At 46.6% G+C, this 24,005-nt stretch carries 25 protein-coding genes and 1 other RNA gene; 12 read left to right on the top strand and 14 right to left on the bottom strand.

The features are described 5' to 3' along the window. Nucleotides 1-44: 44 nt before the first annotated feature. The 4 genes from MH144_RS09005 to MH144_RS08990 form a co-directional block, all read right to left on the bottom strand. Nucleotides 45-428: a LapA family protein gene (locus MH144_RS09005; protein WP_239299159.1), complete on the bottom strand. Its 384-nt coding sequence runs from the start codon at nt 426-428 to the stop codon at nt 45-47. Between the two features lie 138 nt (nt 429-566). Continuing rightward, nucleotides 567-2,357 carry an oligoendopeptidase F gene (gene pepF, locus MH144_RS09000; protein WP_239299158.1) on the bottom strand — a complete coding sequence of 597 codons (1,791 nt, stop codon included), beginning with the start codon at nt 2,355-2,357 and terminating at the stop codon, nt 567-569. 198 nt (nt 2,358-2,555) lie between these two features. Next, nucleotides 2,556-2,741 carry a hypothetical protein gene (locus MH144_RS08995; protein WP_095288025.1) on the bottom strand — a complete coding sequence of 62 codons (186 nt, stop codon included), beginning with the start codon at nt 2,739-2,741 and terminating at the stop codon, nt 2,556-2,558. A 3-nt stretch (nt 2,742-2,744) separates the two neighbouring features. Next, entirely contained in the window at nt 2,745-2,978 is a 234-nt protein-coding gene (locus MH144_RS08990) for a hypothetical protein (RefSeq protein WP_056700248.1), read from the bottom strand. Nucleotides 2,979-3,141: 163 nt separating this feature from the next. Here MH144_RS08990 and MH144_RS08985 point away from each other — a divergent pair, with 163 nt between their 5' ends. Continuing rightward, nucleotides 3,142-3,339 (top strand): cold shock domain-containing protein, encoded by a 198-nt coding sequence (locus tag MH144_RS08985; protein ID WP_056700251.1) that lies wholly within the window; start codon nt 3,142-3,144, stop codon nt 3,337-3,339. A gap of 126 nt (nt 3,340-3,465) precedes the next feature. On the opposite strand, the gene MH144_RS08980 is transcribed toward MH144_RS08985, so the two are convergent. Together MH144_RS08980 and MH144_RS08975 are read right to left on the bottom strand one after the other, a co-directional pair. Further along, nucleotides 3,466-4,644 (bottom strand): MFS transporter, encoded by a 1,179-nt coding sequence (locus MH144_RS08980; RefSeq protein WP_239299156.1) that lies wholly within the window; start codon nt 4,642-4,644, stop codon nt 3,466-3,468. Between the two features lie 35 nt (nt 4,645-4,679). Next, entirely contained in the window at nt 4,680-6,020 is a 1,341-nt protein-coding gene (locus tag MH144_RS08975) for a polysaccharide biosynthesis protein (protein WP_239299154.1), read from the bottom strand. Between the two features lie 233 nt (nt 6,021-6,253). Between MH144_RS08975 and MH144_RS08970 the strand changes: the two genes are divergently transcribed. After that, nucleotides 6,254-7,279 (top strand): tetraprenyl-beta-curcumene synthase family protein, encoded by a 1,026-nt coding sequence (locus tag MH144_RS08970; protein WP_481857343.1) that lies wholly within the window; start codon nt 6,254-6,256, stop codon nt 7,277-7,279. Nucleotides 7,280-7,333: 54 nt separating this feature from the next. Continuing rightward, entirely contained in the window at nt 7,334-8,305 is a 972-nt protein-coding gene (pfkA, locus tag MH144_RS08965) for a 6-phosphofructokinase (RefSeq protein WP_239299150.1), read from the top strand. 92 nt (nt 8,306-8,397) lie between these two features. On the opposite strand, the gene MH144_RS08960 is transcribed toward pfkA, so the two are convergent. The 4 genes from MH144_RS08960 to MH144_RS08945 form a co-directional block, all read right to left on the bottom strand. Beyond that, the gene (locus MH144_RS08960) at nt 8,398-9,789 is read right to left on the bottom strand and encodes an MATE family efflux transporter (RefSeq protein ID WP_481857324.1); all 1,392 of its coding nucleotides are present in this window, start codon (nt 9,787-9,789) and stop codon (nt 8,398-8,400) included. Between the two features lie 161 nt (nt 9,790-9,950). Continuing rightward, nucleotides 9,951-11,132 carry a putative glycoside hydrolase gene (locus MH144_RS08955; RefSeq protein ID WP_239299148.1) on the bottom strand — a complete coding sequence of 394 codons (1,182 nt, stop codon included), beginning with the start codon at nt 11,130-11,132 and terminating at the stop codon, nt 9,951-9,953. A 162-nt stretch (nt 11,133-11,294) separates the two neighbouring features. After that, nucleotides 11,295-11,483, bottom strand: a complete 189-nt coding sequence (locus tag MH144_RS08950) for a hypothetical protein (protein WP_170948057.1) — start codon at nt 11,481-11,483, stop codon at nt 11,295-11,297. 174 nt (nt 11,484-11,657) lie between these two features. Continuing rightward, entirely contained in the window at nt 11,658-12,479 is an 822-nt protein-coding gene (locus MH144_RS08945; protein ID WP_095288017.1) for a YitT family protein, read from the bottom strand. Between the two features lie 302 nt (nt 12,480-12,781). Between MH144_RS08945 and cshA the strand changes: the two genes are divergently transcribed. The 4 genes from cshA to MH144_RS08925 all read left to right on the top strand — a co-directional run bounded on the left by cshA (nt 12,782) and on the right by MH144_RS08925 (nt 16,191). Next, nucleotides 12,782-14,356 (top strand): degradosome RNA helicase CshA, encoded by a 1,575-nt coding sequence (gene cshA, locus MH144_RS08940; protein ID WP_239299146.1) that lies wholly within the window; start codon nt 12,782-12,784, stop codon nt 14,354-14,356. Between the two features lie 205 nt (nt 14,357-14,561). After that, nucleotides 14,562-15,371 (top strand): YesL family protein, encoded by an 810-nt coding sequence (locus MH144_RS08935; RefSeq protein WP_239299144.1) that lies wholly within the window; start codon nt 14,562-14,564, stop codon nt 15,369-15,371. 51 nt (nt 15,372-15,422) lie between these two features. Continuing rightward, nucleotides 15,423-15,613: non-coding RNA, 6S RNA (gene ssrS / locus MH144_RS08930), on the top strand. Between the two features lie 185 nt (nt 15,614-15,798). Then, nucleotides 15,799-16,191, top strand: coding sequence for a DUF1499 domain-containing protein (locus MH144_RS08925; RefSeq protein WP_095288014.1), 393 nt, complete (start codon nt 15,799-15,801; stop codon nt 16,189-16,191). Between the two features lie 73 nt (nt 16,192-16,264). Here the strand turns inward: MH144_RS08925 and tpx are convergent, their stop codons facing one another. Beyond that, nucleotides 16,265-16,783 carry a thiol peroxidase gene (gene tpx / locus MH144_RS08920; RefSeq protein WP_239299142.1) on the bottom strand — a complete coding sequence of 173 codons (519 nt, stop codon included), beginning with the start codon at nt 16,781-16,783 and terminating at the stop codon, nt 16,265-16,267. Between the two features lie 146 nt (nt 16,784-16,929). Here tpx and MH144_RS08915 point away from each other — a divergent pair, with 146 nt between their 5' ends. Both MH144_RS08915 and gltC read left to right on the top strand, forming a co-directional pair. Then, the gene (locus tag MH144_RS08915; RefSeq protein ID WP_239299140.1) at nt 16,930-17,559 is read left to right on the top strand and encodes a rhomboid family intramembrane serine protease; all 630 of its coding nucleotides are present in this window, start codon (nt 16,930-16,932) and stop codon (nt 17,557-17,559) included. 79 nt (nt 17,560-17,638) lie between these two features. Continuing rightward, entirely contained in the window at nt 17,639-18,550 is a 912-nt protein-coding gene (gene gltC, locus MH144_RS08910; protein ID WP_095288011.1) for a glutamate biosynthesis transcriptional regulator GltC, read from the top strand. Between the two features lie 37 nt (nt 18,551-18,587). On the opposite strand, the gene MH144_RS08905 is transcribed toward gltC, so the two are convergent. Together MH144_RS08905 and MH144_RS08900 are read right to left on the bottom strand one after the other, a co-directional pair. Continuing rightward, nucleotides 18,588-19,268 carry a zinc metallopeptidase gene (locus MH144_RS08905; RefSeq protein WP_239299138.1) on the bottom strand — a complete coding sequence of 227 codons (681 nt, stop codon included), beginning with the start codon at nt 19,266-19,268 and terminating at the stop codon, nt 18,588-18,590. 28 nt (nt 19,269-19,296) lie between these two features. After that, on the bottom strand, nt 19,297-19,725 hold the full coding sequence (locus tag MH144_RS08900; protein ID WP_095288009.1) for a MerR family transcriptional regulator: 429 nt from the start codon (nt 19,723-19,725) through the stop codon (nt 19,297-19,299). A 355-nt stretch (nt 19,726-20,080) separates the two neighbouring features. Here MH144_RS08900 and MH144_RS08895 point away from each other — a divergent pair, with 355 nt between their 5' ends. Genes MH144_RS08895 through MH144_RS08885 form a run of 3 tightly spaced genes read left to right on the top strand, consistent with a single transcriptional unit; the run spans nt 20,081 to nt 23,346 of the window. After that, nucleotides 20,081-21,484: an ammonium transporter gene (locus MH144_RS08895; RefSeq protein WP_239299136.1), complete on the top strand. Its 1,404-nt coding sequence runs from the start codon at nt 20,081-20,083 to the stop codon at nt 21,482-21,484. A gap of 42 nt (nt 21,485-21,526) precedes the next feature. Beyond that, the gene (locus tag MH144_RS08890; protein ID WP_481857342.1) at nt 21,527-22,612 is read left to right on the top strand and encodes a DUF294 nucleotidyltransferase-like domain-containing protein; all 1,086 of its coding nucleotides are present in this window, start codon (nt 21,527-21,529) and stop codon (nt 22,610-22,612) included. Beyond that, nucleotides 22,609-23,346, top strand: coding sequence for an exonuclease domain-containing protein (locus MH144_RS08885; RefSeq protein ID WP_239299132.1), 738 nt, complete (start codon nt 22,609-22,611; stop codon nt 23,344-23,346). The genes MH144_RS08890 and MH144_RS08885 overlap by 4 nt, the downstream gene beginning before the upstream one ends. Here MH144_RS08885 and MH144_RS08880 read toward each other — a convergent pair. Continuing rightward, the gene (locus tag MH144_RS08880; RefSeq protein WP_239299130.1) at nt 23,332-23,820 is read right to left on the bottom strand and encodes a M67 family metallopeptidase; all 489 of its coding nucleotides are present in this window, start codon (nt 23,818-23,820) and stop codon (nt 23,332-23,334) included. The genes MH144_RS08885 and MH144_RS08880 overlap by 15 nt on opposite strands. Between the last annotated feature and the right edge of the window lie 185 nt (nt 23,821-24,005).

Genomic DNA, 24,005 nt, shown 5'->3' with positions numbered 1-24,005 from the left:
GAATGGGACATCCATTCCTTATGCCAGCAGGCTGTTTGTTCTTCTTACAACGAATCTGCAGAATTTCCCTTGCGCTGCTGACTCTGGATGGAATCTGTCTCAGCCTTGCGATCCGGTTCAGTTGTTTCGTATGATTCCATTGTCGCGGTGGAACCCAGTGAAGAATAGCTCGAAGCCGTGTTCTCCAATTCGGTTACACGCAATTTCAGTTGCTTGTTCTCGCGCTGCAATCGATATTGACGGAAAATGCCATAAGATCCGACAATGATTCCGCCGATCAGGGTACAGCCCAGAATCAACAAAATCAGTGGGATTTGAACCGTGTTAAACAGCAGGTTAACCTGCACGGAATCCACATTAATAACAGCGAAGATTCCGGTAAGAAGTGCAAAAACTAGACCTGCGATGAGGGTCCATTGCATTTTCATGGTGGTGCCTCCTTGTTGAACAATTCAGGACTACGAATGCATTACCCTAAAGAAGGCGCTGTGCATCTGGCTTGATTATAAAATCCCTTGCCCGAAATTGGGCAAGGGATGCAGGTCGCGTGTAACAGAGAGACAACTTTATTTGGTCAATTGTTCCATCTGTTCAATCAATTCTTTGAAGACACTCATGGCTTCGCGAATTGGCTGTGGAGAAGACATATCCACGCCTGCTTTTTTCAGAATATTGATGGAGTAGTCACTTCCACCACTCTTGAGGAAACCAAGATAACGGTCTACCGCAGGCTGACCTTCTTCGAGAATCTGTTTGGAGAAGCTCGTTGCTGCAGAGAATCCGGTTGCGTATTTGTAAACGTAGAAGCTGTTGTAGAAATGGGGGATACGTGCCCATTCCATCTCAATATCCTTATCTACAGCCATGCTATTTCCATGGTATTGGACGTTGAGGTCGTAATAAATTTCAGACAGCAGCTGCGGTGTAAGGGCTTCGCCCTGTTCAGCACGCTCATGAATGATTTTCTCGAATTCTGCAAACATCGTTTGACGGAACACAGTTGTACGGAATTGATCTGCATAATAGGTCAACAGATACAGTTTTTCCTTCGGATCCGTGGATTTGTTAAGCAGGTAATCCATCAGCAACGCCTCATTGGTTGTGGATGCAACCTCTGCCAGGAAGATGGTGTACTGTGCATCCCGATACGGAAGGGTAGTATCCGAATAATAGGAATGCAGAGCATGACCCATTTCATGTGCCAGTGTAAACATGCTGTTCAGATTGTCTTTATGGTTAAGCAGGACGTATGGATGTGTGCCGTATGCACCCCAGCTGTAAGCACCTGAACGTTTGTTTTCGTTCTCATATACGTCAATCCAGCGGTCATCATATCCAGCCTGCAATGCATTTCCATAATCCTCGCCCAGTGGTTTCAGGCCATCTTTGACGGTCTGTTTCGCTTCCTCGTAGGTGATGTCCATTTTATACTCATCAACCAGAGGAGCGAACAAGTCATACATATGCAATTGATCCACACCGAGCAATTTTTTGCGCAGATCCATATAACGGTGCAGGAGCGGGAGGCTTTCATGAATGGTGTCCACCAGGTTGGTGTACACTTCCGTTGGAATGTTGTCACCATACAGTGACATTTCCATTACGGACGGGTACTTCCGGACATTTGCATAGAACATGTTTTTGGTGACATTGGCATTCAGGGCTGCGGCGATCGTGTTCTTCTGTTTGGCGTACGTTTCATACACCGCTTTGAAGGCACGTTCGCGAACTTCGCGATTAGGGTTCTCCAGGAATTGAATATAACTTCCGTGGGTAAGCTCCACATCGTTGCCATGTTCATCCTTGATTTTCGGGAACTTGAGATCGGCATTGTTCAGCATGCTGAAGATGGTTTGCGGTGCTTGAGACAAGTTGCCCACCTGTGCAAGCAGGGCTTCTTCCGTTTTGCTCAAGACATGCGCCTTCTCACGTTTCATCTCTTCCAGAGTGAACTTGAATGCCGACAGTTTCTCATCTGCAATGAAAGCATCCAGCTGATCATCCGGCAGGGAGAGAATTTCGGGTGTGACAAAGGAAAGAGCTTCCCCGACACGCACGCTTAGCTTTTGCGCTTTTTGGGACAGGTTTTGGTATGTAGGATTAGCTGTGTCTTCATCTTGGTGCATGCGTGCATACACAAAAAGGCGTTCAATTTTGAGACTGACCTCATCTTCGAGCTCAAAGCATGCCTTAAGAGATTCCGGCTTGTTCAGCTTGCCTTGAAATTCGGAGGCTTTCTTGGTCAGAGACGTTACTTCTTCGTATTCCTGATCCCAGGCTTTCTGATCGGCGAACAAATCTTCGAGTTTCCACGTATGTTCAGTTGGTACCTCGGAACGTTTCAATAATTGACTCATGGGAATCCTCCTTTGATGAAGTTGATGTATAGACCAATCTGCTCCCGTCTCGCTCGCTTGTGCGGAGAGAGACGAAGGAATCAGACTGAGTACTAGCATGACGAACAGCGATTTTCGATATTTCAACGGCCTTCCTCCTGACTATACGAGCAATTCAGTATAGTATGGCCTCGGGCCTGTTGAAATATTTGGAGAGCACTAGGCTCCCATGTTGGCGAGGAAATAGACGATCAGGAAAAATGCAAAACAAATAAGCAGTGTAGCTATAAGAGCCATTCCCCGTCGCAGTCGATCCGGAATGGAACTGCGTCCCAGAATAAGCACAACTCCCAGCGAAAAGGCAAGGATAATGAAAATGACAACATTGCTTGAGTCAAGCGTCATTCATTACACCTCTTTGAAAGCAGCCATTAATTGACGCCATTCATCCTCGCGGTTCTCGAAATCGGCTTTTGGAAAACGGCGCTCAGCCCAGTGCATCAAGGCAGGGCGGCTAAGAAACGTATGGCATTCTTCGCCCCATTCCTCGGAAATTTCACGGAGTACGAGGTATTTGCCTTGTACTTCTACCGTCATCATATTCCACTTGTCGGTTTTGTATATTTCATGTTTTTTAATCATAGATAGTCTCCAAACTTACGGTTTTGGTAAAATGATACCGTACCCTACGTTTCAAAGCAAATTTTTTCCGCATTTATTGAAAAGATAAATTGCAAAGTGGAAAGTCATACAGTATAATAAGGGTATTCGCCATAGATGGCGATATTTTTAGGAGGTTGTTCATTTGAAAGGTACAGTTAAATGGTTTAACGCAGAAAAAGGCTATGGCTTTATTTCAGTTGAAGGCGGCGAGGACGTATTCGTACATTTCTCCGCAATCCAAGGCGACGGCTTTAAAACATTGGAAGAAGGTCAAGCGGTAGAATTCGAAATCACTGATGGAAACCGTGGTCCTCAAGCAGCTAACGTAACTAAATTGTAAGATTTTTCCGGTCAACGGATTTCTTATAAATGATTGGCTTCTAGCTGAATATAACGAACCCAAGCACAGTCTCCGAGGGGACTGTGCTTTTTTGTGTTCATTTTTTAAAAAGACAGCTCGATGCGCTCATTCTGCACGTTTGGTTATGCTGGATAGCAGCTTCAGGATGAAGCCAAGAAGTGCAGCGAGTGAGAAGGTCATGGCTGTAAGATAGAAGACCTGTCTGCCAGCATGATCCAATATCAACCCTCCAAAGGTTCCGCTGAGCAGACCTGAGGCACTTGACCATACGATGGTGAACAGGGCCATACCTGTCGCACGATACGCATCTGGTACGAGGCGGGTAATATAGCGGACGGCTGTTACATAGAAAATGCCAAAGGTGACACTGTGCATGGTTTGAATGGCAACAACAGCTGTAGGTGTATCCGACACAGACATCAGAAATAAACGAAGGGTATACATAAGCGCAGCTAAGGTGAGTAAGGGAAGCTCCTTATATCGATTGCCATACTTGCTGAGCAGCAGAAATATAGGAATTTCACTCACGGAAGAGATGAGCAGCGACCAGCCGATCAGGCCTTCACTGGCACCGAGATCCTTCAGCGTGATGGTGAGAAATGCTTCATTCATCCGATGCCCTAATGCGAGCAGGAAAACACACCCGAAAAAGCTCAGCACATCTCTGCGTTTCAGGATTGCCCAGAGCCCGGAGAGCTCCATTTTACTGCTGCTGCCAGAGGGTTCATTCTGATCCTGCAACCGGAAACCAATCAGAAGGGTTATGGCAGCAAGTGTAACGCATACCCACATCGTCCACCCGGGTCCAAAAGAACCAAGAAAATAACCAATGCTTAATGCAAAAAAGGCATAGCCAATGGAGCCAAATACTCGAATGGACGTGAAATTTCGACCGTATTTGCTTGCGGTGGTAATCGCCATCGTATCGGCAAGCGGGTAGACCGGGTAGTAGAAAAAGTAAAATAACGTGACCAGGAAAAATACTTGGCCAAAGGACGTTGCATTGGCGAGCATGACGCCTGTAATTAATTGTCCGCCGAGCAGAATGATCATGACTTTGCGGACGGTTTTGTATCGGTCACTGGCCATGCTCCAGAACATGTTGGAGAATACGGATACAAGTGGACCGATTCCGTACAAGTAGCCAATCTCGGCCCGGCTGAATCCCAGATGACTGAAGTAGAGCTGGAGGTAGGAAACCACCAGCACGGTTGAGCCGAAGATTGTAAACATAAGTGCCCGCAGCCAGTTTTGATCCGGGCGGGCGTTGTGACTTAATTTCATGTTGAGAGACTCCATTCTTCATTACATTTCAATATTTAGCCTTTAAGTGAAGATGACTTTCGGGACGGTGGGGCAGACATGGAAGGTTCCTTCTGCGTGCGCCGGATGACAAGCCATACAATGACCAGTTCTGCCAGCAGACCTAGGGACTGAGCTACAGCACCAATCATGCCGTTCCAAGCCGGGAATATGCTAACCAGAATGAGCAGTACGATCACGGTACAGATTGCATTGGCTGACTGGGAGCGGAACATCGTTTTGGTCTGTCCCCGCAGCAGGATCAGCCCATTGCTGAAATCAAGAAAAGGCGAAATCAGCGGAAATAGCACAAAGGCTCGCAGCGTCCACAAACTTTGCTGCAGCAGGTTCCCCTGAACGCTCATTACATTTTCCAGTACCCATGGACCCAGAGGTGTATAGGCTATGGCTGCTGTCATGGCAAAAGGAATAAATCCGGTCACCAGCGCGAATTTTCTCACCAGTTTGGCATCAATCTCATAGAAATTAAGCACAATTTGATGAATGTAGGTAAAAAAGCTTAACATGAGCTGCATCAAACTGCTGGCTACGGCAAAAGAAGAGATGGCAAGCGCAATACCCGTCGTTTTGCCAAGCACGATATTAATGACAGGTCCAATGAACAAGGCGACAAAACTGGATAACAGCAGCGGCTTGTAGAAGCGGAAAACGTCTCCTTTGTTTTCGACGGGATGATCCTCCAGCTTGGCTGGCATGTTCCGCTTGATGCTGTTTCCCTCAAGAAAACTGACGAGTGCTTCAATCATCATGCCTGCCGCAAAAATGATAGCGCCTACACGACCGCTGTTAATGCTGTCTGTATAGATGAAATACAGGGATAGGCCATACATGCCTCCAAGACGGAATAACATGCCGATGGTCAGCCATTTGGTTCGATTATTCGTAATGATAATGCCTTGATAGATATTGCGAATGACCGAGAAGATACTGACGTACATCAGGATTTCGTAGACATCGATTACTTTGGACAATAAATCGGGACTCACGCCGAACAGATATTTGAAAACCACTGTACCAATGGGAGAGTATACGATAAGGAATCCAATCAGCAGCACGCAGGCGAGAAAGATTTTGGTGACGAAAGTGAGGGCCTGAAAGGACAGGCGGTCCCGAACCAGCGCAGAACAGGTTTGCCGCAGCAGTGTGGAGGGGCGTTCCGTAAGGGTCAGCAGGCTGCCAGCAATCGCGTAACTGGCAATGACCGTCTCCGGATGAGCGGATCTGGCGAGTGTACTATTAATAATTACGTGAGAAATGGTAACCAAAGAGGCGGATATGCCGAGCGGTACAAAAAAAGCAAATAACCGTCTCCACGAGAGAGGCTCACTTGACATCATGTCAACGACTCCTTTGATGGATGAAATATGCTTAGTATATCACAAAGACTAGTTGGCGGAAGCGATTTTTTCCCGTGATTATGCGGTAGATCATTTGTACAATTAAGGGGTTCATATTATAATGGGATTGGTTAAAAATCGCTCTAATACGTATTCAACCAAGTGGAGGCACATTTATTTTGAGCCAATCTAATCAAAGTCGACATCAATATCCGCGGGGACCGCTGGAATTGATGAGAAGGGTGTACAAGTACACCATTCCGGAAACGCGGAAAGAACTGGCTGGGTGGAGAGCTAAGGCTGAGAAAATTCCGAATGAGGAATTACGTAATCAGGCTCTGGCTAGTCTCAAGGACAAACAGTTTCACTGTGAGGGCGGAACGGTTTATGCTTTGCCTGATATGCCAAAGAGGCACATCTTGATTCCGCTCATCGTTTCTTATCAAACCATTAGTGATTATTTGGACAATCTGTGCGACCGCAGCACATCGATGGACCCGAATGATTTTCGGCTTCTCCATCAATCCATGCTTGATGCGGTAGATCCCGAAGCAACACCGGTCAATTATTATGCGCTCCGTGAGGAGCAGGACGATGGTGGATACTTGCGGAATCTGGTGACGACATGTCAGGAGCTCACACGTCAGCTGCCTGGATATGCGTCCGCCAAGCCTCAAATTCAGGATCTGGCAGGCCTATACACGGACCTGCAGGTATATAAGCACATCAAACCGGAACTGAGAGAAACAGCACTGCTCGAGTGGTGGGCAGAGCATCGCCACCGTACACCTCAGTTCCGTTGGAACGAATTTGCCGCCGCTACTGGCTCTACGCTGGGCGTATTCATGCTGTTTCTGGCTGCGAGTGATGATCAGCTGACTGAAGAGCAGGCGGCCTCAATCCATACTGCCTATTTTCCGCATGTATGCGCATTGCACATTATGCTCGATTATTTAATCGATCAGGATGAAGATCGTATCGGTGGAGATCTCAATTTCTGCAATTATTACGAAAATGTGGAGACGATGCTAGACCGCATTGCTTTTATTGTGGAGATGGCCCGCAGTGATGTGCAGAATATTCCGGGAAGTGCTTTTCACCGGATGATTATCGAAGGACTGCTTGCCATTTACCTGTCTGATCCCAAAGTCAGCGAACAGCAGGAAGTTCGCGCCATATCCAAGCGTTTGATGAAGAAGAGTCCAATGACCAGAGTTTTTTTCTTTATCTTCAGTCGCTGGATTCGCAAGCATATGTAAGTCAGGCGCATTGTTGCGGAAGCCTGAAGTGAAACTAGAGGAGGAAGAAACATCATGACAGCAGTAAAAAAAATCGCAGTTTTAACGAGCGGTGGTGACTCACAAGGAATGAACGCGGCTGTTCGTGCAGTGGTTCGCAGCGGACTATTCCACGGGCTCGAAGTATACGGTGTTCAACGTGGGTACCAAGGTCTGTTGAACAACGATATATTCCCAATGGATCTGCGTAGTGTAGGTGACATCATTCAGCGCGGGGGAACGGTTCTGCAATCCGCCCGTTGTAAGGAGTTCTATACTGCCGAAGGTCAGGAAAAGGGAGCGGACATTCTGCGTGCACGCGGCATTGATGGTCTGGTTGTAATCGGTGGGGACGGCTCTTACAATGGTGCCAACAAACTGAGTAAACTCGGCATCAATACAATGGGTCTGCCGGGAACCATCGACAACGATATCTCGTTTACGGATTACACGATCGGGTTCGATACAGCAGTAAGCGTTGTGGTAGATGCAGTCAACAAACTGCGTGATACCATGTCTTCCCACGAACGTTCTTCCATCGTTGAAGTTATGGGCCGCCACTGTGGTGATATTGCGCTTCATGCCGGATTGGCTTCGGGTGCTGAAACGATTCTGGTGCCGGAAGTTCCATTTGACATGGATGAAGTGGCAGACCGGATGAAAGCCAACTTCGCACATGGCAAACGCCACAGTATCATTATCGTTGCCGAAGGTGTTGGCAAGGGTGAAGATGTGGCCAAAGAACTGATGGAACGCTGCCCAACATATGAGCCACGTGTAACCGTACTGGGTCACATTCAACGTGGCGGTACGCCGACTCCGTTTGACCGTAACCTTGCCAGCCGTCTGGGAGACTTTGCTGTGCGTAGCCTGATTGCAGGAGAGACTGACAAGGGTTGTGGCATTATCAAAGGTGAGCTTGTTCTGACAGACATCGATAAAGTCGTTAACACCAAAAAGGATTTCGATATGAACACATACGAGCTTGCACAACGTTTATCTCAATAAACAACAAGCAAAAGAGCACAGCGCCGTCTATACGGGCTGTGCTCTTTTTATTTGAATCAACAATTTGGTCTGATTACGTTATATCGATCGGTTTATCGGGATTGATCAATCATACGGACGGCCGCTTTTCGCTGAACCAGGAATAGCCTCCAGAGAAGTGCCGTAGCACCGACCGCGAGGCCGGCAATCAAGCCGATCCAATATCCAAAAGCGCCGAGCGCTGTATACGTAGCTGTAATGTACCCCACTGGAAGACCTATGATCCAATAAGCCACAAACGTAATGATCAATGCAGGATTAACATCTTTGTAACCCCGAAGAGCACCCTGTGTCGGTGTCGCAATGGCATCCGAGATTTGAAAGAAGATGGCGTATATAAGGAAATGCTGAGTCAACGCAATAACCTCTTGCTCGTTTGAATATAGTCCTGCAATTTGTTCCCCGAATACGAGCAATACGACTGCAGTGAGCAGCGAGAGTACGATGGCTCCGCCAATGCCAAGCAAGCTGTACTGTTTGGCGTCTCTCAAACGTCCAGCACCTGCCTCATAACCGACCAGAATGGTGAGGGCCATACATATGCTCACTGGCAGCATGTACAGCGTAGAGGCGAAATTAAGAGCAGCCTGATGCGCAGCAATTGTGATGGTATCAAATCGACTCATCATTAATGTCACGGCTGCAAAGATGGAAGTTTCAAAAAAAGTAGCGAACCCGATGGGTACCCCGATTTTGAGCAATTCCTTCCATTTACCCAGTGATATGCCGGATAGATGGCGGAACACGCCATACTGGGCGAAGGGTTCAATCCGGTGAACGAAGAAGATGCTGATCAAAAAAATGATCCAGTATGTACACGCGGTAGCGACGCCAGCACCAACACCTCCCAGCTGGGGAAAGCCCCAACGTCCGAAGATGAGTAGATAATTCAGCAAAATATTAACAGGAAGCGACACTAACGTGATTAACATGGTTATCCGTGTCTGTCCGAGTGCATCCATGAAACTGCGCAGCACGGTGTACCCGAACAGCGGAATGATGCCAAAAGCCAGTGCGCTTAAGAAATAAAGTGCAACCCGGGCAACCCGCGGCTCCAGGGGCATCCCATTCAGAATGGGGGTAAGAACCACGGCTCCGATGGCTAGAACGGCTAGGCTTACCGCAATGCCCAGATAAAGTGCCTGGATCACGCTGTGGCCGATCTGATCATTGCGCTTGGAACCCAGCAGGTGGGATACCACAGGGGTGATTCCGATAAGAATTCCGCTAAGCCCGGTTTGTACCGGCATCCACAGACTTGTGCCAATAGCTACACCAGCCAGATCCGCTGGGGAAAACTTGCCTGACATATTGGTATCGAAGAAGGACATGGCAGACAGGGCAATTTGTGTTGTGAATATCGGTAGGAATATGATCAGGAATTGTTTTACTTTTTGCGAAAAACGGGTGGTTGTCATGTTCACTTGGAGTGCCTCGCTATTCATAAGAGTGATCATCAAACTGTCTTATCGACAGCTATTCATTGTAGTGGATTTTGCTGAATTTGAACAGGGAAAGGCCGGAATTACGTGGCAAAACAATAAAAAAACCCGCTCCGCGTGAGCGGAACGGGGAGGATGATAGATAAGGAAGAGTGCTTAGTGATTTACTTATAGTTTACACCTGAGGTATAACGGTTGGACGCATTCCAGAGCAGATACTCATCCACATCCATGTCTTTCATTGCACGAATCTGGTCTTCAACTTGTTTTTTGCCATATTTGATGTAGTGTCCACTGCCGAGCCAGCTGGCCGTAAAGTCCTGAATCCAAGGCCGGATTACCGGCTTGAGATCTTCAGTTGGGTCGAGTTTCTTATGCGTATCTTCCATAGAGCCTTTGATCGTTGTGTAAGGGTCCTTGTCAGGATCCTTTACGCCATACCATCCGGTGGAATAGTGACTTGGATAGACCATCGGTGAGATCACGTCCACATTTTCGGAGATTTTCACAAAGTCCTGGCCGATTCCTTCTGCTGCGGGTACAGAGGCCGCATAGCCAAAGATATCAACGGAAACCCGGACACCCAGAGGCGCAAGCTCCTTGCGGGCGTATTGAACAAATTCTGCAACAACATCGACCCGCGACTTGTCGGTTTTGGTGTATTTCAGTATATCGGCACGGTTCTCGAAACCTTCAGGGAAACGCACATAGTCAAATTGGATTTCCTTGAATCCAAGCTTGGCGGCTTCCTTGGCGATTTCAATATTATAGTCCCAGACTTCCTTGCTGTACGGGTTAACGAAACTGTCGCCTTTGCCATTGGCCCATACGGATCCATCCTTGTTTCGGAAGGAAAGCTCCGGATTTTTTTTGGCAAGAATCGTATCTTTGAATACGACGACCCGTGCAATCGGGTAGACCTCATGTTTTTGCAGTCGTTTCATCAAGGCGTCAATGTCCCGGATAAAAGGTTGGGATTTGCCCATTTTCTGTAGCGATTGATTCTCTGTGGGGTAGGTTATGTATCCGAGGTCGTCCTTGATATCAATGACCATGGAGTTAAGCTCTGTGTTATCAATCAGATCGAGCAGTTCCTTCATTCGGGCTCCGCCGGCACTGTAAGCCGTAACATAAATTCCTTTGACAATAGGAGCATCAGGCTGAGGGTCAATTTTGGCAGGCGGATTATCCGCATCAATGACGACTTGATCCTTTTGTGATTGAATAATCGCGGTGTTAAAACTATTGGTTAACGATTGAAGCTGCTGGTTACCCTGATCTGCTGTTGCCGGTGCACCACTGAAGCTTCCCAAGGCCATGGCCAGTAAAGCCCAAAACGTATTCATTTTATTCCCACTCCCTTTATGTACATTCCATGATTGATTATATAACAAAGCCTCTGGGCTTTTAACCATATTAATCAAGTGATGAAACATTCCGGAAAAAAATGAAAACCGCTTCCTGTGAGGATAACCTCACGAGAAGCGGCATGATCAATCAAAAAAAGATTATTGAATATAGATGTCGTTCTGATGTTCACAAATACTGTACTGAATGATTTCCATTGCGTCTCCCTGCTCCAGAATGCCCAGCCCATCCCGGAGAACAATAAGTGAATCGAGCTCATTCGGTTTCAAGAAAGGGAGCATTTCCGGGCACCATCTGTTGACGATTTCAAACAGTTTTACCGTTTCCATATCCACAATAATCACCCTTTCCTACTCGAATTCCAAAATGGTAAGTCATTCGGCGCGAATCGGAAAAGCATATGGCCTGTGAAAGTGAAGGGCAGATCCTGCTATACATCATATTTAGGAGCCGTGCACAATTATTATACCACAATTATATAAATTGTTAACCGTACATGTGCCTCAGCTTCGGCGGAAAGAACCCATGACACCGACTGTTTCAACGATATTGACGAACGCATTTGGGTCGGTTTCCTTGATGATGCGTTTAATCTCAACCAACTCATATCGAGTAGTCACTGTCATTAACATGTCCTTTTCAATGTCGGTGTATGCTCCCTGAGTTTTGATCTTGGTGACACCACGGGGACGAACCAGCAATTTTTTCAACATGGCTTCCGTCTCGTTCGTAATAATGTACAATGTCACCTTAACATGACTGATGTGGATCAGATCCAGCACCTTCCCAGTGATATAAATCGAAACCATGGAGGCGAGGGCGATATTCCAGTCATTGTTCAGATAACCAGCGAGCATAATAATAGCCCCGTTCATACCAGCCATAACCGTACCGATGGGGAAATCACGATAACGGGTGAAGATGGAACCTACAATGTCGAGTCCTCCTGTAGAACCGCCTACACGGAAGGAGATGCCTGTACCAAGACCTACAAGCACGCCGCCGAATACACAGCTGAGTAAGGGGTCTGTTGCCACGACAAAAACAGGCAGCAATCCAATAAACCAAGATGTGGCTGCTACCGACACGATGCTTAATATAATAAATCGTCGTCCAAGAATAAACCAACCTGCGACTAGCAGGGGAATGTTAAGAACAAAGTACATTATACTAAGATTCAAGCTTGTAAAATAACCAAGAAGCATGGAAATACCCGATACCCCGCCGCTTAGCAGCTGATGGGGGACCAAAAACCAGTTGAAGCCACAGGCAATAGCTGCGGCACCCAATATGATCACTAAAGAGTGCCATATTATTTTGGGCAATTTAATCACCTCATTTATATTTAAAACCAGATTGCTGGTAATCTTGAATTGTTTTGTGATATAATGATTTGTGGATATTCTTGAGTAGGGAACTTTTTCCAAATCGAACGATAAAATTTGAAATGTTTCAAACACATGTATGTAGTTTTAGTCTTATGTTGGGGACCCATTCACGAATTATGTTGATAATGAAAATAATTTGCCCATATGGGATACCCTATAAATATTAACGCTACTTAAGAATACAGACAACAAAGTGGATTGTCCACCATGTCCACCCTATAGAAGGAGTATGAATAATTTTGACAAATTTAAATTTCGTAGATTTCAATCTTGAACCACTGGTGCTGCAAGCGATCACCGAACTTGGGTTCGAAGAGGCAACGCCGATTCAATCCAAATCGATTCCCATTGCGCTTGAAGGCAAGGATTTGATCGGCCAAGCTCAAACAGGTACCGGTAAAACAGCAGCTTTCGGTATTCCGCTAATCAGCAAAATTTCAAAAAGTGACGAAAAAATCCGCGCCCTCATCATGGCACCTACACGTGAACTTGCGATCCAAGTTGCCGAAGAGATCGAAAAACTTACCCGCTTCAAAGGTTTGCGCTCCCTGCCAATTTACGGAGGACAAGATATTGTTCGTCAAATCCGTGCACTGAAAAGAAAACCACAGATTATCATCGGTACACCTGGACGTCTCCTGGATCACATCAACCGCAAAACGATTAAACTTGAAGATGTACAAACAGTTGTATTGGATGAAGCAGATGAAATGCTCGACATGGGCTTCATGGAGGATATCCAATCCATCCTGAAACAAGTCCCAGCTGACCGTCAAACGATGCTCTTCTCAGCAACAATGCCTCCTAACATTCAAAAATTGGCTCAGCAATTCTTGAACAACCCAGAGCACGTGTCCGTTATCCCGAAACAAGTTAGCGCACCTTTGATTGACCAAGCGTACATTGAAGTGCCAGAACGTCAAAAATTCGAAGCACTTAGCCGTTTGCTTGATATGGAATCTCCAGAGCTCGCAATCGTATTCGGTCGTACGAAGCGTCGTGTTGACGAATTGGCTGAAGCACTGCAAAAACGTGGATATTCTGCAGACGGTCTCCATGGTGACTTGTCCCAGAACCAACGTGATACGGTAATGCGCAAATTCCGTGATGGAAGCATTGATGTACTCGTAGCAACAGACGTAGCTGCACGTGGTCTCGACGTATCCGGCGTAACACACGTTGTGAACTTTGACCTTCCACAAGATCCGGAAAGCTACGTTCACCGTATCGGCCGTACAGGTCGTGCTGGTAAAGAGGGTGCTGCATGGTCTTTCGTTACTCCGCGTGAGATCGATCACCTGCACTTTATTGAGCGTGTAACGCGTCACCGTATCCCTCGTAAGCCTCTGCCAACATTGGCTGAAGCAGTAGAAGGGAAACAACGTTTGACAGCTGAGCGTTTGCTCGAAATCGTACAAACTGGCGAACTGAACGAATACAAAGGTATCGCTATCCAATTGCTTGAGCAATACGATTCTGTTCAACTGTTGTCAGCTTCCCTGAAGCTCCTGACAGGCGACAAAAAAGACGCTCAAGTTGATCTGACTCCTGAAGATCCGATCCGTGCGAAACGTCGTAAACCGGATGTTCGCTCTGGCGGACGTAAGCCATCCGGCTACAGTGGCAACCGTAGCGGTGGTGGCGGTGGCTACAACCGTGACCGCAACAGCAGTGGTGGCGGACGTGGAGGATACAATCGCGATCGCAACAGCAGTGGCGGTGGAAGCAGAGAAGGTGGTTACAACCGTGACCGCAAACCACGTCCAAGCAACAACGAAGGACGTCGTCCTGCGAAAGATTCTTCTTTTGAATAATATGCAAGACTGATTTAAGAAATGGGGCAGGCAACTGCTCCATTTTTTTTATGTCTCAGATTTCATACATCCGTTATGCTTTAAAACCCTTAACAAGCAGGGTTGCTGATCTGTTTTCGGGAAGTACTGGCTTTTCCTATCAATAATAAGGTATATTAATATTAGACTTCAGGTTATACGCAAGGCTGCGGAGGAGGAGAATTGTTTGGAATTTAAAGGAGCTATGGGTGGGATCTACCGGCTTACAGAGTGGATTACGAGACTGGCCGCAACCAATCTGTTGTGGGCTATTTGTTCGTCTCCGTTCTTGTTTTTCTTGATTATGAAACTGCTCGTTATGCAGCAGAACCTCGCAAATGAATCATTGCAAATGAACTGGGCTATAGCTATTGTGGCACCGCTTACACTGTTTCCGGCAACATCGGCGCTTTTTACGGTCGTTCGTAAATGGAACATGGGTGACACGGATGTGCCGATCTTCCGTACGTTCTTTGTAGGCTACAAAGAGAACTACAAACAAAGCTTAATCGGGGGCATATTTTACACCTTGCTTTTTGCCATCATGTATCTGGATTACACGGTATACATGACACAGTTCCGCAATATGCAGCTTGTGGGAATCATCATGCTTGTGCTGCTGTTGCTTTTGTTTGTTTCCTTGTTTAACTTTTTTTCGATGGTTGTACACTATCATATGTCAATCGGACTTATTATTAAAAATGCAGTACTCTTAACTCTGATCAGACCGTTTCGTGTGTTCTCCACTTTGCTTGGAAGCGGACTATTGTTTTACATTGGATTCCGATATCCGGTATTGTTTGTCTTCTTCATTATCAGTATCATTGCCTGGTTTGCATTCTTTAACTTCTACGCAACCTTTATGAAAATGCAGGAGCAGATGGAGAAAATGCAGCAGAAGAAGGAAGAGGAAGAAGCAGCGCAAAATGATGATGGAGTAGATAAAATCGGTGATCTTGATGCCTCTGACGTGAAAAACGATAATCTGCAAAAATAAAACATGAGGCGTCACCATTTACTTTTTACGCGGTTAGGGATATAATAACTGTACATCCTGCGATGTACGTTTCGGTTATTCGTTGTTTTGAACCAATGATGATGTCTTCGGGAGATCTACACAGAATGTTGCTGAAACGCCCTGTCTATACGACATGGGGACTTCAAAATACATTTTTGCGGTCACCCACCTGCCAAGCAGGTTCATAAGACAATGTAGCCGGACGGCATGGCGGGTTTCTATGTTACAAGTACAGCACCCTGACTCTTTCCTCTAATCCAGGAACTTCAGGGTGTTTTTTATTTGAACTTTTATGTTATGACCAGTGTATTTGCGTTAAAAGCGCGGTACGCCCTTTTGTTACTACCTGAACAATGTTACACTAGAATACATAAATGGAACGGTTACATTCAAAGGAGGAAGGGTCTTGACCTTAAAGAGAACGCTCGTCGGTATCATCCGCAGTATGGAGGGAACCAGCGATCGAGCCAAGGATCCCAAATTAAAAACACGATATTATAATTTATCCAAAGAAAGAGCCTGGGAAGAAGTTTCTTCGACATTGAAAAAGATTCCGGGTTATAAGGTGCTTCATGAGGTTCCTTCGGTCGGAGAGATTATTCTGGAGAAACGCACGACGTTTGGGCGGACCATGGATATTACGGTTTCTGTTATTTCGGTAAGTCCGGTTCGAAGTGCAGTAGACATGTATTCAGCTTCACGTGGTTCGCTTGGAGATCTGGGTTCCAATTATCGAACGATCATGAATCTGTTTTCTGTACTCGATAAGAAGCTCGCCAAATATAAGGCAAACGATTGAAATAGATGGATGGTAAAACAAAAAGCGAGAGAAGGTGAACCTTCCTCGCTTTTGTTCTGAACGTGGATTCCTTTTACAGCAAAGCTTTTACTGCGGCAATGGCTTGCTCGAAGTTCGGGGAATCTGTCATCTCAGGCAGATATTCCACATATGTAATCCGGTCTTCGGTATCCACTACAAAGATGGAACGCATGTCCAATTGGAATTCTTTGATCAGAACACCGTAGTTTTCGCCGAAAGAGCGTGTTTTGTAATCGGACAATGTTACAACGCGGTCTACACCGGCTGCTCCGCACCAGCGTTCTTGTGCGAACGGAAGGTCTACGCTTACTGTCAGTACAACAACATTGTCGCCAAGGTCTCCGGCTTCAACATTGAAGCGGCGAGTTTGGGCATCGCATACTCCAGTATCCAGTGAAGGAACGACGCTGATCAGTTTAATTTTGCCTGCGAAGTCTTTCAAGGATGCATCTTCAAGCAGATTTTTACTCAATGTAAAATCGGGAGCTTGATCGCCCACTTTCAATTCGGGTCCGATCAATGTAATAGGGTTGCCTTTGAATGTGGCTGCGCCTGTACGTTCTTGTGCCATAATAATGTTCCTCCTTAAATTGGTGATCCGTGCCAAAATCCATTATAATCTTTTATGAAAGGCATTGTCCAATTCGGGTGTGCAATCATGATAATGGATACGAAGTGAAGGAAGATCTGAACAGGGTGGAGTGAAAGAGGAAACTTATGATATTTATTCGGTATGAAAATTGGAGAAGTTATTTGAAGTTTTTCCCGCTGACGTCAATTTTGTTGGTTGCCAATGTCGTGATGTTTATATTACTTGCTGTCAATGGTGGGTCAACGAATACGATGACATTGCTGAAATTTGGTGCTTTGACAAACCATGAGTTTTTCTCGGGAGAATGGTGGAGGTACTTTACGTCCATTTTTCTTCATGCAGGTTTCAGTCATCTGTTGTTTAACAGCTTTGCGCTGGTTGTATTTGCGCCTCCGATGGAGCGCTTGCTCGGGTCGGTAAGATATGGCTTGTTGTATCTGGGCAGCGGGGTTCTGGGCAATGTTTTGGCGCTTGCCTGGTACAACTCTGCAGGAGAAACAACAATCTCCGTAGGCGCATCTGGAGCTATTTACGGGATTTATGGTGCGTTTCTGTATGTTGCTCTATTCCAGCGGACGATGATGGATGAAGCATCACGCAAAACATTGTACACACTGCTTGCATTCGGTATTATTTTCTCATTTGCCATGTCGGGCATTAACTGGATGGCTCATTTGGGTGGATTGTTAGGTGGATTCTTTATTTACGGACTTCTTATCCGATTGTGGCAGCCAAGGAAATTCAGAAAGCAGTAAACGCGTATGGGTGTAATGATCTGAAGACGGAATGCAGGCAGGTCTAAGAAGGGTATAGCAGATTGGAGAGATCAGGCGAGTGGAATTAAGACAGTTGCATTACTTTTTGAAAGTGGCACAAAAGGAGCATGTGACCCAGGCGGCTGAAGAGCTGCATGTCGCACAGTCAGCAGTGAGTCGCCAGATTCATCAGCTGGAGGAAGAGCTGGGAGTTGACCTCTTTATGCAAAAGGGGCGGAATTTGCAGTTGACCGCAGTGGGTCAGCTCTTCTGCAAACGTGTTGAAGGGATATTAAAGGATCTGGACAAAGCAGTCGGAGAAGTTCATGAGTTTTTGGACCCGGAACATGGTGAGATTCGTATTGGTTTTCCTCATAGTCTGGGTATTCATCTGATTCCTTCAGTCGTGGCCGCATTTCGTCAGCGTTATCCCAACGTCAAATTCAGATTTAAACAGGGCATGTTTCCGACGCTCATTCGTGACGTGCTGTCTGCTGAGGTGGATCTGGCTTTCATATCACCTTTCCCGGAAAAGCATGATCAGGTCGCAGGTGATATCGTGCTAACCGAAGAATTGCATGCCATTCTTCCTCCGAATCACCCGCTTGCAGGCGAAGAGGAAATCGCACTTGAACAGCTCAAAGATGATAAATTTGTTTTGTTCAGCAAAGGGTACTCTTTGCGTCCAATTGTCTGGCATGCCTGCCTGGAAGCGGGATTTACACCGAAAATCGCTTTTGAAGGTGAAGAGACGGATACCATCCGCGGGTTGGTTGCAGCGGGCATGGGAGTGAGTTTGCTGCCGGAAATGGCACTTTTCCAGACTAATCCACTACAACCGGCACATGTGGCCATTTCTCATCCGAAAGTAACGCGGACCATTGGTTTAATCCATCGTGCGGATGACAAATTGCCGCTTGTAGCACAGTCATTTCGGTCGTTTTTACTTAACTATTTCGGTCTACAGCAAAACAATACCCCATCCGAGTAACGGTGGGGTATTGTTTTTTGTTTCTAATGTATTTGGTTTAGTCGCGATTGTTGAAAATTCCGATGTAACGGATCAATTCAAGCAGGGAGATCAGTGCAGCGGCCACATACGTTAACGCTGCGGCGTTCAGAACCTTGGCAACGCCTTTTTCTTCTTCATTGCGAATGTAACCTTCGGAAACCATGATTTCACGTGCTCGATTGCTGGCATTGAACTCTACCGGCAACGTGATGAGCTGGAACGCAACGGTAACGGAGAAGAAGATAATACCGAGACCAACTAGATTCATTGCGCTAAAGATGAATCCTGCAATGAGTAGAAAAGGCGCGATTCCGGATGCAAAGTTCACAATCGGGAAGATCCGGTGACGAAGCACCAGCATCGGATAGCTTTCCTTGTGCTGTATCGCATGGCCGACCTCGTGACAGGCTACGGAAACGGCTGAAATCGAATTTTCATAATATACAGGTTCGGACAATCGTACAACCCGGTTAATCGGATCGTAGTGGTCTGAGAGGGCGCCTCGCACGGGTTCAATCGGAACATCGTGCAGACCATTGGCATCCAGCATATGACGTGCTGCGTCATACCCTGTCATACCATTTAGGTTTTGTACGCCAGACCAACGGTTGAATGTACTTTTAACGCGAAATTGCGCCCATAAGGAGAGCAAAAAGGCGATAATGATCAAAACGAACATACCGTTATTAAAACTCATATTCATTCCTCCGCTTTCTAATAATAAGCTACATCATGGTGTTCTCAAGCAAGATTTTCAAGGCTTCCATCGTACCGGCACTTTTCGTAAGTAGGCCTGCCATCATCTTACGTGCTTGTACAGGTTTCATCTCGCCAAGCAGCGGTTTGAGTTCATTGACCTCTCGCTCAAGTTGTTGAACATGAAGTTCAAGTGTTGTCAGTTTGCTGGCAACCTGCTCTTCAGTGCTAACCAGACTCCACTTCTCAAGAGATTGCTTAATCTCGTCGAGACTATACTTCTCTTGTTTCATCTGTACAATACGTTCGAGTCTGGTTAAAGTTTCATTACTATATAGACGATAGTTTTTTTCTGTCCGCTCTTCAGGTGCGATCAAACCAAGCTTCGTGTAGTAATCAATCGTCCGTTCACTCACACCAGCGGTCTTGGCAAGTTCGCCAATCCGAAACAGTTTCATATCCCCAATGGTATTCACCTCGCTTGCAAGTTCTAATGTAGGGAATTGTAGATTCCACTTGCGGCTTTACAGACTCCGCCCCATTCTTTTCTTACTATATAGATATGATACATGATCTTTAACCATACAGTCAAACGTTATGCTTTGATCGTCCATTAGGCGTGCTTCTATATCTATGTGCTCATAGGACATGAATATGTACTTAAGTGCAAGAAAAAGACGTAAGACTTTATTCCCAGAAATATTTTTTTGATTTGATTAAAATACTCTTGTCAACTTTCCTGTCTTCTGCTTATAATGACATTAAGAGTTTCACGATATGTGAAGAAACTTAACATAAGAGGGAGTGGGGTATATGAGAAAGAAATGGTTGGTTGCGGTGTTATTAATGCTTACGTTACTGGCTTTCCCAGTCAGCGCATTCGCTTCGGCGGAGGGGCCGACTAACATTGAACTTCAAACGGGTCTGAACTCAGCCTTTACGTTTCTGGCTGTTGTGCTGGTTTTCTTGATGCAAGGGGGATTTGCTTTATTGGAAGCAGGTTCAACACGAATGAAGAATGCAGGACATATTGCGGGTAAAACGATCCTGACATTAGGAATTTCGGTTATTGCCTTCTGGGCTCTCGGCTTCGGTCTTGGCTTCGGTAACGGTAACAGCTTTTTTGGAACAACAGGCTTTTTCCTGAGTGGTGACCAGATGGCTGCTTCTTTCGAATCACTGGCCTTCTCCGATGTTCCACTTACCGTAAAATTCGTATTCCACCTCGCTTTTGCTGCAGTATCTCTGGCCATTGCCTGCGGTGGTATGGCTGAACGTGCAAAAATGAGCGTATATATTGTTTTTGGAACACTTTATACCATTATTATGTATCCGGTTGTTGCTCACTGGGTATGGGGCGGCGGCTGGCTCGCAGAGCTGGGTATGCAAGACTTCGCAGGTTCGACGGTAGTTCACTTGACGGGTGCAACAGCTGCATTGGTAGCTACGATCCTGTTGAAACCGCGTATCGGTAAATACAACAAAGACGGAAAACCTAACATCATTCCGGGTCATAACCAAGTTTATTCTGTTCTCGGTGTTATCATCCTCTGGATCGGTTGGTTCGGATTCAACCCAGGTAGCACGTTGTCAGCTATGGGTGATGGATTCTTCGGTTATGTTGCATTGACTACAAACGTTGCCGCTGCAGCTGGTGGTGTTGCTGCACTGTTGATCTCTTGGGCGGTTCTTGGTAAATCCGATATTCCTAGCATGCTGAACGGTGTGCTTGCAGCACTCGTTGCGATTACAGGTGCTTGTGCCTTTGTAGAACCTTGGGCAGCTCTGGTTATCGGTGCTTTGGCAGGTATTATCACATTCTTCACGGCTCAATACTTCGATCGCAAAGGGATTGACGATCCAATCTATGCATTCTCCGTCCACGGTATCGCTGGTATGTGGGGAGCGATTTCCACAGGATTGTTCGCAACTCCGGAGCTTGCTGAAAATGCAGGTGTAGGTCAAGCGGGTCTGTTCTACGGCGGTGGGTTCCACCAGCTGGGAGTTCAACTTTTGGGTCTGGTTGGCGCATTCGCCTTCGTACTGGTTGTTTCCTTCATTATCCTTGGCGGAATGAAAGCCATCATGGGTATCCGTGTAACTGAAGAAGAGGAAACCATGGGTCTGGATCTTAGTGAGCACGGTACTTATGGGTACCCTGAGCAAATGAAAAGTGTTGAAAGTAAATCCAGTGGTGGCGGTACGTTCAGCTCCTAAGGTGAATGATGACTGAATCACGCTTCAAGGAGGCAGGACATGATGGAACCTATCCCGTTTATAAACCATTCTTGGTCCTATCAGGGGATCGATGGTGCTGCTTCAACCGGGGAGCTGCGCCAGGCACGTGTAGTATTGCAGAATGAGCTCCAGGAATTGTTGTCCGCTTCCTTGTCGCCAATCGAGTGGTACCAAACGGTAAATGAACTGCATGACCGGATATACCGGAAAGCAGTAGAGTTATGCATCCAGGGGATGGTAGAGGAAGGCTTCGGCCGGCCTCCCGTCCCCTATGCCTTTATCGTTTTTGGCAGTTCGGGCAGGGAAGAAGCTACATTATGGAGTGATCAGGATAACGGCATGATTATCAGCGATAACCCGCATGGGGGGAAAGAGGAGTATTTTGCCGAACTCGGACGACGAATGGCTGATATGCTTGAAGAGCTGGGCTATGCCAAATGTGAAGGGAAAGTGATGTGTTCAGAGCCGTTATGGCGTAAAACACTGGAATCCTGGAAGGAGCAGCTTCAGGCGTGGAGGTCGGATCTGGCGTGGGAACCTGTGCGCAATTTGATCATTGCTTCGGATATGCGTTTTGTGGCAGGAGAGAGAGCTCTGGCTGATGAATGGATTGCTGCCTTCTATGATGGGTTTAGAGCCGTTCCCGAGCTGTCTGATGCTGTCCTGCGCAATACTGTTAAGCACAAGGCAACCCTTAATATTCTCGGTCAGGTGGTCACTGAAAGGTTTGGAGAGCATGCTGGAGGATTCGATGTCAAATATGGCTTATACATTCCACTGGTAAACAGTGCACGTTTCCTGGCACTGCAGCATGGAATCAAGGAAACATCTACGCTCAAGCGAATACAGAGATTGGTGTCCCTCGAAGCGGTTCCTCTTACGTTGCTAGATGCGGCAGGGCGTGCTTTTATGATTGCACTGAAGTTTAGACGCAGTACACCGGTAGTCATTAGAGGTGGGCTGCAGCAGAGCAGTGGTTTTCTGGATGAGAAACAAATGAAGCAAAAACAGATGCATTATGAACTGCGGGATACATTAGGACAGGTGCGACGGGTGCATCGTGCACTGCAAAGACAACTTCGTTTTGCAGAAAGGAGACGTCCATGAGAGAGCCGGCGAGGGGCAATACTGGATTTTGGAATTCGCTGCGTCAGGGAGGGGTTCCTTCTGCCATCGCTTCCATAATGGGGGCCCCAACGGCGCAACACATGGCGTTCATTCGCTCAATGATGAGGGAGCAGCGCAGACCGGAAGTTCTTCATACGCCGCTGAATGAATTGGATGCTGTTGTATTTGACCTGGAGACAACAGGTTTTGCTCCGCAGCATGGAGATGAGATTCTATCATTTGGCGCCGTGCGCATCAGTGGTGGTGTAGTGCTGGAAGGAGAACAGTTTTATACACTCGTTCAATCCAAAGCTGCAATACCAGAACACATTACCGAACTTACAGGCATCACACAGCAGATGTGCGTTGATGCACCTACTTTGCTGGAAGGCCTGCATGATTTTATGTCATTTGTTGGAGGCAGTGTACTGGTTGCACATGCAAGTGCGCATGATCGGGCATTTCTGAATGCTGCTCTGTGGCGCACCTCCAAAGTGAGGCTGACCCACCGGCTGATCGACACCATGATGCTGGCTCGCTGGCTGGAGCCGGATAGAACGGGCTATGGTCTCGATGAACTGCTGGAATCAAGGGGGATACCAATCTACGGACGTCATCATGCATTGGAAGATGCGAAAATGACTGCACAGCTATGGTCCTGTTATTTGGAGGATATGACTCATAAAAATATAGAAACACTGGGTGACTTGTATACCCACTTAAGTCATGCGTAGTTGTGCTGGCTGAAGATCATAGCGCTTTTGCTGATTTGCCTTGCTGGGGTCAGCCACTTTGTACTGGATCTCATAACCATTCAAATGCATTTGTGGTTCAGACGTGCTTGTCAGAGCAGGAGTGCCGATCAGATACACCTTGATTAATCCAGCGTAAGCTGGGAGGGCCATGAGGTCCTGATTGGATGGTACTGGACTGGTTTGCGGATGTGAGTGGAAGATACCAATGAGCTGTGGCTCATTAAATATGCAACGAATCCATTCCTCCTCATCCAGACTGAAGTGATGCAGCGGGTTAGGCGCAACGTTGCGAATTGGCTGAAACCGACTGATTCGTATGCCGCCCGCTGCAGCTTCACCCAGCACAACCCCGCAGGCTTCCTGCGGCAGCGAATGGTACATGTGTTTCGACATTTCTTGCTCTACGGATGAAGAGATGAAGAACGTGTTTTGCTGTCCGTGAAGTGCTGCCATTTTGTATTCACCCCTCTCTCTTTGGCTCCTGCTTAGGCAGGGGTCCTTTTTTGTTTGAATTTGTATGATCCCTGATTGTAAAATTTTAAAGGAAAAGGGTACAATATTAAAGAGAGTATTTTACAACAAGGAATAAGTGACATCACCATGCAAACGTAATCAAGTGGTTAGGACCACTTGCAATG

Origin of the sequence: Paenibacillus sp. ACRRY (assembly GCF_022346995.1) — a bacterium.
Classification (GTDB): Bacteria; Bacillota; Bacilli; order Paenibacillales; family Paenibacillaceae; genus Paenibacillus.
This window is presented reverse-complemented; position numbering and strand designations above follow the sequence as displayed.

Excerpts from the sequence above, each read along its gene's own strand:
- MH144_RS08970 (WP_481857343.1), top strand. The coding sequence starts at position 6,254 with ATGAGAAGGGTGTACAAGTACACCATTCCGGAAACGCGGAAAGAACTG.
- MH144_RS09005 (WP_239299159.1), bottom strand. The coding sequence starts at position 428 with ATGAAAATGCAATGGACCCTCATCGCAGGTCTAGTTTTTGCACTTCTT.
- MH144_RS08950 (WP_170948057.1), bottom strand. The coding sequence starts at position 11,483 with ATGGAAACGGTAAAACTGTTTGAAATCGTCAACAGATGGTGCCCGGAA.
- MH144_RS08960 (WP_481857324.1), bottom strand. The coding sequence starts at position 9,789 with ATGAATAGCGAGGCACTCCAAGTGAACATGACAACCACCCGTTTTTCG.
- MH144_RS08900 (WP_095288009.1), bottom strand. The coding sequence starts at position 19,725 with ATGAAACTGTTTCGGATTGGCGAACTTGCCAAGACCGCTGGTGTGAGT.
- MH144_RS08980 (WP_239299156.1), bottom strand. The coding sequence starts at position 4,644 with ATGAAATTAAGTCACAACGCCCGCCCGGATCAAAACTGGCTGCGGGCA.
- MH144_RS08880 (WP_239299130.1), bottom strand. The coding sequence starts at position 23,820 with ATGGCAGCACTTCACGGACAGCAAAACACGTTCTTCATCTCTTCATCC.
- MH144_RS08895 (WP_239299136.1), top strand. The coding sequence starts at position 20,081 with ATGAGAAAGAAATGGTTGGTTGCGGTGTTATTAATGCTTACGTTACTG.
- MH144_RS08890 (WP_481857342.1), top strand. The coding sequence starts at position 21,527 with ATGGAACCTATCCCGTTTATAAACCATTCTTGGTCCTATCAGGGGATC.
- MH144_RS08915 (WP_239299140.1), top strand. The coding sequence starts at position 16,930 with ATGATATTTATTCGGTATGAAAATTGGAGAAGTTATTTGAAGTTTTTC.
- MH144_RS08995 (WP_095288025.1), bottom strand. The coding sequence starts at position 2,741 with ATGACGCTTGACTCAAGCAATGTTGTCATTTTCATTATCCTTGCCTTT.
- tpx (WP_239299142.1), bottom strand. The coding sequence starts at position 16,783 with ATGGCACAAGAACGTACAGGCGCAGCCACATTCAAAGGCAACCCTATT.
- pepF (WP_239299158.1), bottom strand. The coding sequence starts at position 2,357 with ATGAGTCAATTATTGAAACGTTCCGAGGTACCAACTGAACATACGTGG.
- MH144_RS08975 (WP_239299154.1), bottom strand. The coding sequence starts at position 6,020 with ATGATGTCAAGTGAGCCTCTCTCGTGGAGACGGTTATTTGCTTTTTTT.
- pfkA (WP_239299150.1), top strand. The coding sequence starts at position 7,334 with ATGACAGCAGTAAAAAAAATCGCAGTTTTAACGAGCGGTGGTGACTCA.
- MH144_RS08905 (WP_239299138.1), bottom strand. The coding sequence starts at position 19,268 with ATGAGTTTTAATAACGGTATGTTCGTTTTGATCATTATCGCCTTTTTG.
- MH144_RS08955 (WP_239299148.1), bottom strand. The coding sequence starts at position 11,132 with ATGAATACGTTTTGGGCTTTACTGGCCATGGCCTTGGGAAGCTTCAGT.
- MH144_RS08885 (WP_239299132.1), top strand. The coding sequence starts at position 22,609 with ATGAGAGAGCCGGCGAGGGGCAATACTGGATTTTGGAATTCGCTGCGT.
- MH144_RS08990 (WP_056700248.1), bottom strand. The coding sequence starts at position 2,978 with ATGATTAAAAAACATGAAATATACAAAACCGACAAGTGGAATATGATG.